Annotated in this window: 12 protein-coding genes and 1 pseudogene; 11 read left to right on the top strand and 2 right to left on the bottom strand. The window is 70.2% G+C overall.

Going from position 1 to position 13,278, the window contains the following annotated elements; translation table 11 throughout:
* The first annotated feature begins 108 nt into the window (after positions 1–108).
* The 8 genes and pseudogenes from GAK38_RS05450 (at position 109) to GAK38_RS05415 (ending at position 6,942) form a co-directional block, all read left to right on the top strand.
* The gene (locus GAK38_RS05450) at positions 109–1,233 is read left to right on the top strand and encodes a high-affinity branched-chain amino acid ABC transporter substrate-binding protein (protein ID WP_325342113.1); all 1,125 of its coding nucleotides are present in this window, start codon (positions 109–111) and stop codon (positions 1,231–1,233) included.
* Between the two features lie 83 nt (positions 1,234–1,316).
* The gene (livH, locus tag GAK38_RS05445) at positions 1,317–2,243 is read left to right on the top strand and encodes a high-affinity branched-chain amino acid ABC transporter permease LivH (protein WP_325342111.1); all 927 of its coding nucleotides are present in this window, start codon (positions 1,317–1,319) and stop codon (positions 2,241–2,243) included.
* Positions 2,243–3,499, top strand: a complete 1,257-nt coding sequence (locus GAK38_RS05440; RefSeq protein WP_325342109.1) for a high-affinity branched-chain amino acid ABC transporter permease LivM — start codon at positions 2,243–2,245, stop codon at positions 3,497–3,499. The genes livH and GAK38_RS05440 overlap by 1 nt, the downstream gene beginning before the upstream one ends.
* Complete coding sequence (livG, locus tag GAK38_RS05435) at positions 3,496–4,263, top strand: high-affinity branched-chain amino acid ABC transporter ATP-binding protein LivG (protein WP_325342107.1); 768 nt, start codon at positions 3,496–3,498, stop codon at positions 4,261–4,263. Before GAK38_RS05440 ends, livG begins: the two co-directional genes overlap by 4 nt.
* Positions 4,263–4,961, top strand: coding sequence for an ABC transporter ATP-binding protein (locus GAK38_RS05430; protein ID WP_325342105.1), 699 nt, complete (start codon positions 4,263–4,265; stop codon positions 4,959–4,961). The genes livG and GAK38_RS05430 overlap by 1 nt, the downstream gene beginning before the upstream one ends.
* A 57-nt stretch (positions 4,962–5,018) precedes the next feature.
* Entirely contained in the window at positions 5,019–5,303 is a 285-nt protein-coding gene (locus tag GAK38_RS05425; protein WP_325342103.1) for a type II toxin-antitoxin system Phd/YefM family antitoxin, read from the top strand.
* Positions 5,300–5,731 (top strand): type II toxin-antitoxin system VapC family toxin, encoded by a 432-nt coding sequence (locus GAK38_RS05420; protein WP_325342101.1) that lies wholly within the window; start codon positions 5,300–5,302, stop codon positions 5,729–5,731. The genes GAK38_RS05425 and GAK38_RS05420 overlap by 4 nt, the downstream gene beginning before the upstream one ends.
* A 29-nt stretch (positions 5,732–5,760) precedes the next feature.
* Positions 5,761–6,942: pseudogene (locus GAK38_RS05415) on the top strand (class I SAM-dependent rRNA methyltransferase).
* 653 nt (positions 6,943–7,595) lie between these two features.
* Here GAK38_RS05415 and GAK38_RS05410 read toward each other — a convergent pair.
* The gene (locus tag GAK38_RS05410; protein WP_325342099.1) at positions 7,596–9,362 is read right to left on the bottom strand and encodes a diguanylate cyclase domain-containing protein; all 1,767 of its coding nucleotides are present in this window, start codon (positions 9,360–9,362) and stop codon (positions 7,596–7,598) included.
* 298 nt (positions 9,363–9,660) lie between these two features.
* Between GAK38_RS05410 and GAK38_RS05405 the strand changes: the two genes are divergently transcribed.
* Together GAK38_RS05405 and dksA are read left to right on the top strand one after the other, a co-directional pair.
* Positions 9,661–10,728, top strand: a complete 1,068-nt coding sequence (locus GAK38_RS05405) for a CobW family GTP-binding protein (protein WP_325342097.1) — start codon at positions 9,661–9,663, stop codon at positions 10,726–10,728.
* 31 nt (positions 10,729–10,759) lie between these two features.
* A complete protein-coding gene (gene dksA / locus GAK38_RS05400) occupies positions 10,760–11,524 on the top strand; it encodes an RNA polymerase-binding protein DksA (protein WP_443089159.1) in 765 nt (254 codons plus the stop codon).
* Here the strand turns inward: dksA and GAK38_RS05395 are convergent.
* Positions 11,499–11,912 (bottom strand): hypothetical protein, encoded by a 414-nt coding sequence (locus tag GAK38_RS05395; protein WP_325342096.1) that lies wholly within the window; start codon positions 11,910–11,912, stop codon positions 11,499–11,501. The genes dksA and GAK38_RS05395 overlap by 26 nt on opposite strands.
* On the opposite strand from GAK38_RS05395, the gene GAK38_RS05390 reads away from it, so the two are divergent.
* Complete coding sequence (locus GAK38_RS05390) at positions 11,887–13,257, top strand: STAS domain-containing protein (RefSeq protein ID WP_325342094.1); 1,371 nt, start codon at positions 11,887–11,889, stop codon at positions 13,255–13,257. The genes GAK38_RS05395 and GAK38_RS05390 overlap by 26 nt on opposite strands.
* The last annotated feature ends 21 nt before the right edge of the window (positions 13,258–13,278 follow it).

Genomic DNA, 13,278 nt, shown 5'->3' with positions numbered 1-13,278 from the left:
TCTCGCGGGCGAGAGAATGCGATATGCTGCTGCCACTTCGCAGGCGCCGGTACGTGGCCGGTACAGGACATGTGGCGCCTTTTCTCATCGATTTCGGGAGAGACAGACATGGCATTGCGCCGCACCGCCCTCGCCGCCGCCCTCGGCCTCGCAACCGCCCTGGCCCTGCCGGCCGCCGCCCAGGCGCAGAACATCAGGATCGCCGTCGTCGGCCCGCTGGCCGGTGCGCTGACGCAGTACGGCGACCAGGTGAAGGAAGGCGCCAGCACGGCGGTCGAGCAGATCAACGCGGCCGGCGGCGTGGGTGGCAAGAAGCTCGAACTGGTCTTCATCGACGACGGCTGCGAACCCAAGCAGGGCCCGGTCGCGGCCAACCGCGTGGTCAACGACAAGATCGGCTTCGTCGTGGGCGGCGTGTGCTCCGGCGCCTCCATCGCCGCCGCACCGATATACAACAACGAGGGCGTGGTCGCCGTCACCCCCTCGGCCACCTCGCCGGCGCTGACCGACGGCAAGCACTACGAATTCATCTTCCGCACCATCGGCCGCGACGACCAGCAGGGCCCGGCCGCCGCGAAGTTCATCATCGAGAAGGTCAAGCCCAAGAAGGTCGCGATCCTGCACGACAAGCAGTCCTACGGCCAGGGCATCGCCACCTCGGTGCGCAACGACCTGCAGAAGGCCAACGTGCCGGTCGCGCTGTTCGAAGGCATCAACGCCGGCGAAAGCGACTACTCGGCCGTCATCACCAAGCTCAAGAGCGCCGGCGTCGATTTCGTCTACTACGGAGGCTACCACCCCGAGCTGGGCCTGCTGCTGCGCCAGGCGGCCGAGCAGGGCGTGAAGGCCCGCTTCTTCGGCCCCGAGGGCGTGGGCAACCCCGACATCAACGCCATCGCCGGCCCGGCCGTCGAGGGTCTGCTGGTCACGCTGCCGGCCGACTTCTCGGGCAACGCGGCCAACGCGGCCGTCGTCAAGGCGTTCAAGGACAAGAAGCGCAACCCGGGCGGCGCCTTCCAGCTGACCTCGTATTCGGCGGTCAAGGTGATCGCCGACGGCATCAAGGGCGCGGGCAGCACCGACCCCGCCAAGGTCGCCAAATACCTGCATGCCAACAGCTTCGACACGCCGATCGGCAAGGTCTCGTGGAACAGGCAGGGCGACCTGAATTCGTTCGACTTCCAGGTCTTCGACTGGCACAAGGACGGCAGCAAGACGCCTGCCACGAAGTAAGCAATGCCTGCCTGCCGCCGCGCCGCCCGGATCCGAGAGGATCCGGGCGGCGCGGCTTTGGGCTTTTGCATGGAACCTTCCGCATGTCCGACCTCCTCCCCCAACTCGTCCAGCAGGTCTTCAACGGCCTGTCGCTGGGCGCGATCTATGCGCTGATCGCCATCGGCTACACGATGGTCTACGGCATCATCGGCATGATCAACTTCGCCCACGGCGAGATCTACATGATCGGCGCCTACGTCGGGCTCATCACGCTCACCGCGCTCGGCACCCAGGGCGGCCTGCCGGTGCCGCTGGTCATCGCCGCGATGCTGGTCGTGGCGGTGGCCGTCACCGGCGTCTACGGCTACACGGTCGAGCGCATCGCCTACCGGCCGGTGCGCAACAGCCCGCGGCTGGTGGCGCTGATCTCGGCCATCGGCATGTCGATCTTTTTGCAGAACTGGGTCGCGCTGGGCCAGGGCGCGCGCGACATGGCCGTGCCGGCGTTGATCCCGGGCGCGGTGCAGTTCCACATCGGCGAGCACTTCGAGGTCACGCTCGCGTATTCGCGCATCCTCATCATCGGCGTGACCGTGGTGCTGATGGTCGCGCTCACGCTGTTCATCAAGCATTCGCGCATGGGCCGGGCCTCGCGCGCCTGCGCGCAGGACATGCACATGGCCAACCTGCTGGGCATCGACACGAACCGCGTGATCGCCTTCACCTTCGTGCTCGGCGCCGCGCTCGCGGCCGTGGCCGGCGTGCTGATCGCGGTCACCATCGGCAAGCTCAATCCGTTCATCGGCTTCATCGCCGGCATCAAGGCGTTCACCGCCGCGGTGCTCGGCGGCATCGGCAGCATTCCGGGCACGATGCTCGGCGGCGTGCTGCTGGGCCTGGCCGAGACCTTCGCGGCAGCGTACTTTTCGTCGCAGTACAAGGACATCGTGGCCTTCGGCCTGCTGGTGGGCATCCTGCTGTTGCGCCCGACCGGGCTGCTGGGCAAGCCCGAGGTGGAGAAAGTCTGATGTTCGCGCAGAACTTCCGAAATGCATCGATCGCCGCGCTGCTCGCGGTGATCGTGGTGGCGCCGATGTTCGGCTTCACGCTGTCGCGCGAGGGCGCGCGCACGGTGCTGTCGACGAACTGGCTGCCAGTGCTCTGGGGCGCGGTACTGGTCTTCGCGGTGCAGCTGGCGCGGCCGTGGCTCGCGCGGCCGTTCGCCGGCGTGGCGGCGCGGCTGCCCGCGCTGCCGGCCCTGCCGTCGAAGCCCTCGGCCGGCCGCCGTGCGGCGCTGGCCATCGTGCTGCTGGCGGCCGTCGCCTGGCCGTTCTTCGGCGGGCGCAGCCAGGTGGACGTGGCCACGCTGGTGCTGATCTACATCATGCTGGGCCTGGGGCTCAACATCGTGGTCGGCTTCGCCGGCCTGCTGGACCTGGGCTTCGTCGGCTTCTACGCCGTGGGCGCCTACACCTACGCGCTGCTGTTCCACTGGGCCGGCTGGGGGTTCTGGCAGGCGCTGCCGGTGGCGGGCACCGCCTCGGCGCTGTTCGGCTTCGTGCTCGGCTTTCCGGTGCTGCGGCTGCGCGGCGACTACCTCGCCATCGTCACGCTGGGCTTCGGCGAGATCATCCGGCTGCTGCTGGTGAACCTGACCGAGTTCACCGGCGGGCCCGACGGCATCTCGGGCATTCCGAAGCCGTCGGTGCTGGGCCTGGAGATGGCGCGCCGCCCGAGCACCGAGGGCGGCACCACCTTCCACGAATTGCTGGGGCTGGACTTCAGCAACCAGCACATGGTGGTCTACCTGTACCTGATGGCGCTGCTGCTGGCCATCGTCACGCTGGTCGTGTCGAACCGACTGGTGCGCATGCCGATCGGCCGCGCCTGGGAGGCGCTGCGCGAGGACGAGATCGCCTGCCGCTCGCTGGGCCTCAACCCCACGCGCATCAAGCTCTCGGCCTTCACGCTGGGCGCCATGTTCGCCGGCTTCGGCGGCGCGTTCTTCGCGGCGCGGCAGGGCGCGGTCACGCCGGAGTCGTTCACCTTCATCGAGTCGGCGCTGATCCTGGCCATCGTGGTGCTCGGCGGCATGGGCTCGCAGCTCGGCGTGATCCTCGCGGCCATCATCCTCACGGTGCTGCCCGAGGTGGCGCGCGAGTTCGCCGAGTACCGCATGCTGATGTTCGGGCTGGTGATGGTGCTGATGATGGTCTGGCGGCCGCAGGGCCTGCTGCCGATGCAGCGGCCGCACGTGAGCCTGCGCGACGAGGGGCGCTCATGACGGCTGCCCTGCTTCAGGTCCAGGGCCTGTCGATGCGCTTTGGCGGCCTGCTGGCCGTCGATGGCGTGGCCTTCGATGTGCTGCGCGACGAGGTCTTCGCCATCATCGGCCCCAACGGCGCCGGCAAGACGACGGTGTTCAACTGCGTGGGCGGCTTCTACCGGCCCACCGCCGGCGACGTGCGGTTCGACGGCGCGCAGATCGCGGGCCTGCCGAGCCACAAGGTGGCGCGCCACGGCCTGGTGCGCACCTTCCAGAACGTGCGGCTGTTCAAGAACCTCACGGTGCTGGAGAACCTGCTGGTCGCCCAGCACACCCAGGTCGAGAACCGGCTGCTGCCGGGGCTGCTGAACCTCGAGGGCTACCGCCGCTCCGAATCCCAGGCCCAGGAGCGCGCCGCGCAGTGGCTGGAATTCCTGGGCCTGCTGCCGTTCGCCAACCGCGAGGCTGGCAACCTGGCCTATGGCCACCAGCGACGGCTGGAGATCGCGCGCTGCATGATCACGAAGCCGCGCCTCTTGATGCTCGACGAGCCGGCCGCGGGTCTCAATCCGCAGGAAAAGCGCGACCTGGCTGGCCTGATCGACCGCCTGCGCCGCGAGCACGGCGTGGCCGTGCTGCTGATCGAGCACGACATGGGCTTGGTCATGGGCGTGTCGGACCGCGTGCTCGTCATGGAGCACGGCAGGCCGATCACCACCGGCACGCCGGACGTGGTGCGCGCGGACGAACGGGTCATCAAGGCCTACCTGGGGGAAGCCTGATGCTCCAGATCCAGAACCTCAGCACCCACTACGGCGCCATCCAGGCGCTCGACGGCGTCTCGGTCGACGTGCAGCAGGGCGAGATCGTCACGCTGATCGGCGCCAACGGCGCGGGCAAGACCTCGCTGCTCATGACCGTCTGCGGCACGCCGCGCGCCAGCGGCGGCCGCATCGTGTTCGAGGGGCGCGACATCACCCGGGCGCCCACGCACGAGATCATGCGCGGCGGCATCGCCCTCTCACCCGAGGGCCGGCGCGTGTTCGCCGACATGACGGTGCTGGACAACCTCAAGATGGGCGGCTTCTTCGCGAGCAAGGCCGGTATCGAGGCCGGCACCGACCACGTGTTCGGCCTGTTCCCGCGGCTGCGCGAGCGCGCCCACCAGCGCGCCGGCACCCTGTCGGGCGGCGAGCAGCAGATGCTGGCCATCGGCCGCGCGCTGATGACCCGTCCGCGCCTGCTGCTGCTCGACGAGCCGACGCTGGGCCTGGCGCCGCTCATCATCGCCAGGATCTTCGAGATCATCCGCGCGATCCGCGAAGAGGGTGTGACCATCTTCCTGGTGGAGCAGAACGCCAACCAGGCGCTGCGCGTGGCCGACCGCGGCTACGTGCTGGAGACCGGCCGCGTCGTGCTGAGCGACACCGGCGCGAACCTGCTGGCCAACGACGCGGTGCGCAAGGCGTACCTGGGGTAATGGTGCCATGGGTCGGGAAATGTACAATTGACTTGTACTTTTCTTGCCGGAGGCCCCATGCAGACCATTCCGTTCTCCGAGGCCCGCGCGCATCTGGCCGACACGCTGCGCCGCGTCGAGCAGCTGGACGAGCCGGCCTTCATCTCCCGCCGCGGCGAGCCGGTGGCGGTCGTGATGTCGATCGCGCAGTTCGAGCGGCTGCGTAGCGTGCCCGCCGGTGGCGCCAGCCGGCTCGAGGCCTGGCGTGCGATCCATGCCGATGCGCTGGCCGAAGGCGGCGACGACGCCGACTGGCTCGACGGTGTGCGCGATACCGACCCGGGCCGCGACTTCCGGTGGTGAGCGTGCCGGCCTGGCTGCCCGACAGCAATGTCTGGTCTGAAGCCATGCGGCCCGTGCCGGATGCCGGCGTCATCGGGTCGCTGCAGCGCAACGAGGCAACGCTCGCCCTGGCCGCAACGGTCTGGCATGAGCTGCGCTACGGGTGGCTGCGCATGCCGGCCGGGCGCCGGAGGGACCTGATCGGCAGCTATCTGCACGACGTGCTGGCCCTGCTGCCGCTCGTGCCCTACGACGGCGCGGCCGCGCGCATCCATGCCGAGATCCGGGCCGAGCGAGAGCGCAGCGGCCACCCGCTGCCGTTCGCCGACGGCCAGATCGCGGCAATCGCGATCGCCCAGGGCCTCACGCTCGTGACCCGCAACACCAGGGACTTCGGCGGCATCTCCGGCCTGCGGCTGGAAGACTGGCACCGCGCCGCGCCCGGTTGAGGCTGTGCCGCGCAGCGACAATGCGCCCCATGAAAACCCTCCGCCTGCGCCCCGGGCGCGACCGTTCGCTGCTGCGGCGCCATCCCTGGATCTTCGAATCGGCGATCGCCAAGGGCGGCGGCGACAGCGGCGAGACGGTGCGGGTGGAATCGGCCGAAGGCGCCTTCCTGGCCTGGGCCGCGTTCAGCCCCAGTTCGCGCATCCGCGCGCGCGCCTAGAGCTTCGACGAAGCGGAACGCATCGACGCCGCCTTCTTCGCCCGCCGCATCGAGCGTGCCGTGGCGCTGCGCACGCGGCTCGCGATCGACAGCGACGGCATCCGCCTGGTCCACGGCGAATCCGACGGCCTGCCGGGCCTGGTGGTGGACCGCTACGGCGACACGCTGGTCGCGCAGTTCGGCAGCGCCGGCGTGGAGCGCTGGAAGGCGCCGATCGCCGATGCGCTGCTCGTGGCCACCGGCCTCGCGCGCCTCTACGAGCGCTCGGACGCCAGCGTGCGCCAGCTCGAAGGCCTGCCCGAGGTCACCGGCTGGCTGCGCGGCGACGGTGCGACCGAGCACACCATCCGCGAACACGGCTGGCAGCTCACGCTCGACGTGGCCGAAGGCCACAAGACCGGCTACTACCTCGACCAGCGTGACAGCCGCGGCCGCTTCGCCGAGACGGTGCGCCGGCTGGGCCTGAAGCGGGTGTTGAACTGCTTCAGCTACACCGGCGGCTTCAGCGTCGCGGCGCTGGCAGGCGGGGCGCAGCAGGTCGTGTCGATCGACTCCTCCGGCCCGGCGCTGGAGCGTGCCGCGGTGCATGTGGCGCTCAACGGTTGCGACGCGGCGCGCGCCGAATTCGTCGATGCCGACGTCAACGCCTCGCTGCGCCGCTTCCTCAAGGAAGGACGGCGCTTCGACGCCATCGTGCTGGATCCGCCGAAGTTCGCGCCCACCACGGCCCAGGTCGAGCGTGCCTCGCGGGCCTACAAGGACATCAACCGCCTCGCGCTGCAGCTGCTGGAGCCCGGCGGCGTGCTGTTCACCTTCTCGTGCTCGGGCGGCGTGGGCGCCGAACTGTTCCACAAGATCGTCGCCTCCGCCGGCGCCGACGCGGGCGTGGACGGCTACATTCTCGAACGCCTGGCCGGCGCGCCGGACCATCCGGTAACGCTGGAATTCCCCGAAGGCGAATACCTCAAGGGGCTCGTCGTTCTGCGCAAATAGCCAGGGTATACCGCCTACCGCCCTTCATGCGCGCGTCATGACAGGCCCCAAGCGCGCGGCGAATGAGCCCGCCACCGGCGTGACGGCGGGCTATGCCGGGCGGTCGCAGCCGGGCGCGGGCATCGACCTGGGCCGGCGCTTCGGCGAGGACCGACAGTTCGGCGTGCGCTTCAACGGCACCTGCCGCAACGGCGACACCGCCGTGAAGCGCCAGTCCCAGGAACTGGGCGCGGCCGTGCTCGGGCCGGACTACCAGGGCGAGCGGGTGCGGCTGTCAGCCCTGGCCGTTTGCCGATATCCGGGACACCTGCTATGCGCTGCACGGCGAAGTGGACTTGAACGAGGTCTGGACAGTCTCCGCCGCCGCCGCAGTACAACGATTCGGACACGCAGCAGATCAGTCTGCGGGGCACCTGACGACCGGAGCGGTGCGCCACGCGGTGTCGTTCGGCGCGTCGCGCTTCGAAGGGGAGACGGACCTGACCCTGCTGAGGCTCGGGCCTTATGTTTCCAACATCGCTTCGCCGGTCTTCGTCGCACGCCCCGAATTCAGCCGTCCCGCCGGAGGTAAGGGGCGGTACAAGCGCAGGGGGTAGAACCGCTGAGAAGGGGTATATTCGGCTGGCGCGCTCAGTTGGCAGGCTCTACGCTGGTCACCCTGGGGGTATGGGATAGGCCCCGTGGAATTCGACCCGTCCGCGGCCATGCCGCTTGGCCGCGTAGCAGGCCGCATCCGCATCGCCCATGAAGACGCCGGGCGCGGCGGCGGGCGTGCGGAAGGCCCGCACGCCGACGCTGGCGCCCACGTGGAAGGTGCGGCGCTCGAACGCATAGGGCTGCGCTGTGACGGTGCGCACGATGGCCGCGGCCACGGCCGCCGCATCCGCCCTGGCGCAGTCGCGCAGCAGCACCACGAATTCGTCGCCGCCCAGCCGGGCCAGCGTCCCGCCGTCCGGGGTGGCGCCGCGCAGTGTGAGCGCCACCTGGCGCAGGATGTCGTCGCCGGCGGCGTGTCCGGCGGCGTCGTTGACGGCCTTGAAGCCATCGAGGTCGATGAACAGCAGCGCATGCGCGCCGCCGCGGGTGGCCAGGGCGTCGAGTTCTGCCTCGATGCTGCGGCGGTTGCGCAGCCCGGTCAGGCCGTCGTGCAGGGCCTCCTCCCGTAGCACCTGCACCGCGCGGGCGTTGGCGGTCTCGTCGGCCTTGCGCTGGGTGATGTCGAGCAGGTGGCCGACCAGGTGCATGCAGCGGCCTTCGCCGTCGAGCACGGGCGCATAGAAGAACTGGGCCACGCCGTGGCTGCCGTCGACGCGGCGGAAGACCACCTCGGCATCGAAGACGCGCGACGGGCCGGCCGCCGCCTGCGCCGCGGCGAAGCTGCGGGTCCGCGCCGCCGCCTCGTCCGGAATGAAGTCGGCCAGGTTGCGGCCGACCAGGCCGGCGGCGGTGCAGCCCAGCAGGCGCGCCAGCGCCAGGTTCGCGTCCACCAGCGTACCGTCCGGCTGCGCGACCAGCGAGGCGATGCCGGATTCGGTGAAGGTGGTGCGCACCCGGTGCTCGCTGGCCTCCAGCCGCCGCGTCTCGGCGCGCAGCTGCTCGGCCAGGTCGCGGGCGTGGCGCTCGGCTTCGCGCAGCTCCTGCTCCTGCCGCTTGGTGGCGGTGATGTCGGCATGGATGGCGTAGCTCTGGCCGCCGGCGGTGCGGTTGACCGCCACGCGGATCCAGTGCGGTCCGGGCAGCGGCACGACGAAAGGGGCGCCGACGAAGGCGGCACCATCGACCAGCGCGGCCTGCACGTCGTCGGCGAACTGCGTGCGCTCTTCCGCGGCGGCGGGCGCGTCCCACAGCGCGCGAACGATCTCGGCGAAGCTGCGGCCGAGCGCCGCTTCCTTGTGCGGCAGGCCGTACATGCGCAGGAAGCGGTCGTTGGCCGCGACGATGCGGTCGTCCGGCCCGAGCACGCAGACACCTTCGCCCACGTTCTCCAGCATGTCGGCGGTGGCCGGGTCGTGCAGGTCGCGCAGCACCGCCTCGGGCGGGCGGTCGTCGTTCTGCCAGACCTCGGAGGTGGACAGGTTCAGCCAGATGCGCAGCCGCCCGCCGTCGGCTCCGGGCGCCGAAGTGACGCGGAACCAGCGGCCGCGGTGCTGGAACACGTAGGGCCGGGTCTGGTTGCGGTGGCGGAACACGCCGTCGGCCACGTAGCGCTCGATGTTGGCCTGCTCCTCGGGCGGCAGGCGGCAGCGGTAGAAGCGCCGCAGGTTCTCGGCGTAGGGCTCGCCCGCGTGCACGAAGCCGTCGTGCTCGGGGAAGAAGCGCAGGAAGGTTTCGTTCCAGAAAACGGTGCGGTCCCCGGCGTCGAAGACGCACATGGCGATGCCCAGGGTGTCCAGCAGCGTGGCGGTGAGACGGTATTCCATCGAGTGTCCGGGGCGGGCGGCAGACGGCGCAGCAGTGGATACGAAATGTAGCTCAGCCGGCAGCCGGATACCGTGTCCGGCCCCATGAAAAATGGCGTGGCAGGGGTGCAGGCTGCTATCGATCCGATAGCGAATGACCCCACTTGCGGCGCGGATGCCGGGGCGCGATTTCGCCGCTAAACTCCCCGGATTCGCGGTTCTTCCCCGCGTTCGCGCATTCCACCCCCCCCCCCACCCGTGCCGGCCGCGCCCGCTTTCGTCGCCGGCGCCCATCGACGCCACGTCAAGGCAGCCGCCCATGTCTCTCATTCCCGTCACCATCCTCACCGGCTTCCTCGGCTCGGGCAAGACCACGCTGCTCAAGCGCGTGCTCTCCGAGAGCCACGGCAGCAAGATCGCCGTGATCGAGAACGAGTTCGGCGAGGAGAACATCGACACCGACATCCTCGTCACCGAGTCGAAGGAGCAGATCCTCCAGATGAGCAACGGCTGCATCTGCTGCACCATCCGCGAGGACCTGCGCGAGACGCTGCAGCTGCTGGCCGCCAAGCGCCGCAGCAACCTGCTGGACTTCGAGCGCATCGTGATCGAGACCACCGGCCTGGCCGACCCCGGTCCGGTGGTGCAGACCTTCTTCATGGACGAGGAGATCGCCGAGACCTACCTCATCGACTCCATCATCACGCTGGTCGACGCCAAGCATGCCCAGCAGCAGCTCGACGACCGCCAGGAGGCGCGCCGCCAGGTCGGCTTCGCCGACCAGATCTTCCTGTCCAAGACCGACCTGGTCACGGCCGAGGAGACCAACGCGCTCACGCACCGCCTCAAGCACATGAACCCGCGCGCGCCGATCAAGGCCGTGCACTTCGGCGAGGTGCCGCTGGCCGAGGTGTTCGACCTGCGCGGCTTCAACCTCAACGCCAAGCTCGACATCGACCCCGACTTCCTCCAGGAAGACGAGCACGGCCACGACCACCACCACCATGACGGCGAGCATTGCGACCACCCGTCGCACCAACACGACCACGATCATGGCCACGAAGGCCATGGCCACCACCATCACCATGACGACGACGTCAAGAGCTTCGTCTTCCGCTCGCCGCGCGCGTTCGACCCGGCGAAACTGGAGGACTTCCTCGGCGCCATCGTCAATATCTACGGCCCGCGCATGCTGCGCTACAAGGGCGTGCTGTTCATGAAGGGCACCGACCGCAAGGTCATCTTCCAGGGCGTGCACCAACTCATGGGCAGCGACCTGGGCCCGGCCTGGGCCGGGGGCGAGGAGCGGCTGAGCAAGCTGGTCTTCATCGGCATCGACCTGCCGCGCGACATCCTCGTGCAGGGTCTGGAACAATGCCTGGTCTGAGCAGGTGTGAACACAGGGCACTGCCTATACAATCGCGCGCCGATCCATTCCGCCCCCGGGCGGAAGGCGCCGCCCGGCTGACGAGGCACAGGCGACGCACGGTACGGGCCCCTTCCTGCAAGGAGACAGCAAAGTGACGGCCTCATCGAGCACTCCCAAGGCGCCGCGCGCGGCGGCCGCCGCGAAGAAAAGCGGCTCCGCCCCCGCGGCGCCGGCTCCTGCACCGGAGCGCCGCCAGGTCCTGCCAGCCTCCCCGGCCGTGGAAACCCACGATTCCCCCAAAGCCAGCTATAAACCGACCATGACTACCTCGACCGTGCCCACCCCCCTCGCGGCAGCCAAGAAAGATCCGAAGCTGGCGAACAACTGGAAGACCAAGTCCGCCGAAGAGCTGACCGACGCCGAAGTGCTCGCCATGCCCGACGGCGAGTACATGAACGACAAGCAGCTCGCGTTCTTCCGCCGCAAGCTCGTGCAGCTCAAGGAGGACATGCTCAACAACGCCGGCGAGACCACCGAGCACCTGCGCGAGGACACCGTCGTCGTGCCCGATCCGGCCGACCGCGCCACGATCGAGGAAGAGCACGCCCTCGAACTGCGCACCCGCGACCGCGAGCGCAAGCTGCTCAAGAAGATCGAGCAGTCGATCGCCCGCATCGACGCCGGCGACTACGGCTACTGCGACGAGACCGGCGAGCCCATCGGCGTGGGCCGCCTGATCGCGCGGCCCACGGCCACGCTGTCGCTCGAAGCGCAGCAGCGCCGCGAGCTCAAGCAGAAGATGTTCGGCGACTGAACCGTCCCCGGCCGGCCCCGTGAGCAAGGAAGAGGCCCCGCCGCCGCCGGGCGGCCTGCTCTCCAAGGTCGTCCGGTTCGTCAGGAACCCGACGGTCAACTGGTCCGAACTCGACCAGCCCGAGAGCGAGCGCGACAGCGCCTACAGCCGCCAGATGCTCAAGGCGATGATCGAGCGCAAGCGGCGCAACGACTTCGTCCGCCGCCGCGAGTTCGACCACCTGCGCAAGCTGAGGCGCCGCGGCGCCGCCGACCGAGCAGGAGGCGGAGGGCCGGCCCTCCTTCTTCCAGAGCAGCCTCGCCTCGCGCCCGACCGACGACCGGGCCGTCACGCTCAAGAAGATCGACGAGATCGAAGCGCAGATGTCGATGCAGTGGTGGCGCACCAAGGGCGCGCCACCGGGTGCCGCCGCACCGGCCGCCGAGGGGGGTGCCCAGCCCCCGCAGCCGGCGGCCGCTCTGGCGCCCACGGCGCCGGCCGGCCTGTCCACCGTCGCGATGGGAGACATCGGCGGCTATGCCTCCACCGTCCCCGGGGGGGCGCCGCCGTCGCACCTGTCGGATGCCGCGCCGCTCTTCCTGACCGGCGGTCCGTCGGGATTCGCGCCGAACCTGCGCGACACCGCGCTCAACGCCCTGCCGCCGCCGCAGCCCGAGGGCTTCCGCCACGACCCCGAGTTCGAGGACGCGGCCATCTTCTTCGCCAACGGCGACTTTCGCAGCGCCGAGGCCAGCCTGCTGGCCGTGTGCGACCAACGCCAGGGCGACGGGCAGGCCGAGGCCTGGCTGGTGCTGTTCGACCTCTACCGCGCCGCCGGTTGGCAGGAATCCTTCGAGAACGCCGCCCTCGACTATGCGGCGCGGTTCGACCGCTCCGCGCCGCTGTGGTTCTCACTGCCCGACCTGCTCGGCGAGGCGCCGGAGCCCGGGGCGTCGGCGCCGCCGGCCGGCTTCGGCTGGGTGGCGCCGCCGCTGCTCACCGGGCAGGCGGCCGCCGCGCTCGATGCTGCGCCCACGGCCGGCGGCCCGGTGCAGCTGAACTGGGAGGCGCTCGCCGCCATCGACCCGGCGGCGCTGGCGCCGCTGGTGCGCGTGTTCGTCCGCTGGCTCGACACTCCGGGCCTGGACCTGCGCTTCCAGGGCGCGGCGCGGCTGGAGTCGCTGCTGCGCGACCGCACGCTATCGCACGACCGCAGCGTCGATGCCGGCTGGTGGCGGCTGCGGCTGGAACTGCTGCGCCTGCTCGCGCAGCCGGAGGCCTTCGACCTGGCTGCGCTCGACTACTGCATCACCTACGAAGTCTCGCCGCCGCCCTGGCAGCCGCCGCGCTGCCGTTTCCAGCAGTCCGACCACCTGGCGCTGGATGGGGTGAGCACGCTGCCGGCCGACTTCGTGCCCAGCGGCACCGGGGACATCGACCTGCTGGGCGCGCCGGCCGCACAGACCGGCCCGGCCGGGCCGGTGCCGGCACTCAGCGGCCACCTGGTCGGCGATGCCGGCGCGGCGCTGGCGCCGGTGGATGCGGCGCTCGCCCCGCACGGCGGCTGGCGGGTGGACTGCGGCCGGCTGGCCCGGGTCGACTTCACCGCCGCCGGCACCATCCTCAACTGGGCCGCCGCCCACGAGGCCGAAGGCCGGCGCCTCCAGTTCGCCCAGGTGCAGCGGCTGGTCGCGGTGTTCTTCAACGTGATCGGCATCAACGAGCACGCGCTGATCCAGGTGCGGAAGGACTAGCCCCGGGGGTATATGCCCCTG

The organism is Xylophilus sp. (assembly GCA_009914555.1).
Classification (GTDB): Bacteria; Pseudomonadota; Gammaproteobacteria; order Burkholderiales; family Burkholderiaceae_C; genus WNDY01.
This window is presented reverse-complemented; position numbering and strand designations above follow the sequence as displayed.

What these genes read in the sequence shown, in the direction of transcription:
- GAK38_RS05450 (WP_325342113.1), top strand. Translation starts at nt 109, where the DNA reads ATGGCATTGCGCCGCACCGCCCTCGCCGCCGCCCTCGGCCTCGCAACC.
- livH (WP_325342111.1), top strand. Translation starts at nt 1,317, where the DNA reads ATGTCCGACCTCCTCCCCCAACTCGTCCAGCAGGTCTTCAACGGCCTG.
- GAK38_RS05440 (WP_325342109.1), top strand. Translation starts at nt 2,243, where the DNA reads ATGTTCGCGCAGAACTTCCGAAATGCATCGATCGCCGCGCTGCTCGCG.
- livG (WP_325342107.1), top strand. Translation starts at nt 3,496, where the DNA reads ATGACGGCTGCCCTGCTTCAGGTCCAGGGCCTGTCGATGCGCTTTGGC.
- GAK38_RS05430 (WP_325342105.1), top strand. Translation starts at nt 4,263, where the DNA reads ATGCTCCAGATCCAGAACCTCAGCACCCACTACGGCGCCATCCAGGCG.
- GAK38_RS05425 (WP_325342103.1), top strand. Translation starts at nt 5,019, where the DNA reads ATGCAGACCATTCCGTTCTCCGAGGCCCGCGCGCATCTGGCCGACACG.
- GAK38_RS05410 (WP_325342099.1), bottom strand. Translation starts at nt 9,362, where the DNA reads ATGGAATACCGTCTCACCGCCACGCTGCTGGACACCCTGGGCATCGCC.
- GAK38_RS05405 (WP_325342097.1), top strand. Translation starts at nt 9,661, where the DNA reads ATGTCTCTCATTCCCGTCACCATCCTCACCGGCTTCCTCGGCTCGGGC.
- GAK38_RS05390 (WP_325342094.1), top strand. Translation starts at nt 11,887, where the DNA reads ATGTCGATGCAGTGGTGGCGCACCAAGGGCGCGCCACCGGGTGCCGCC.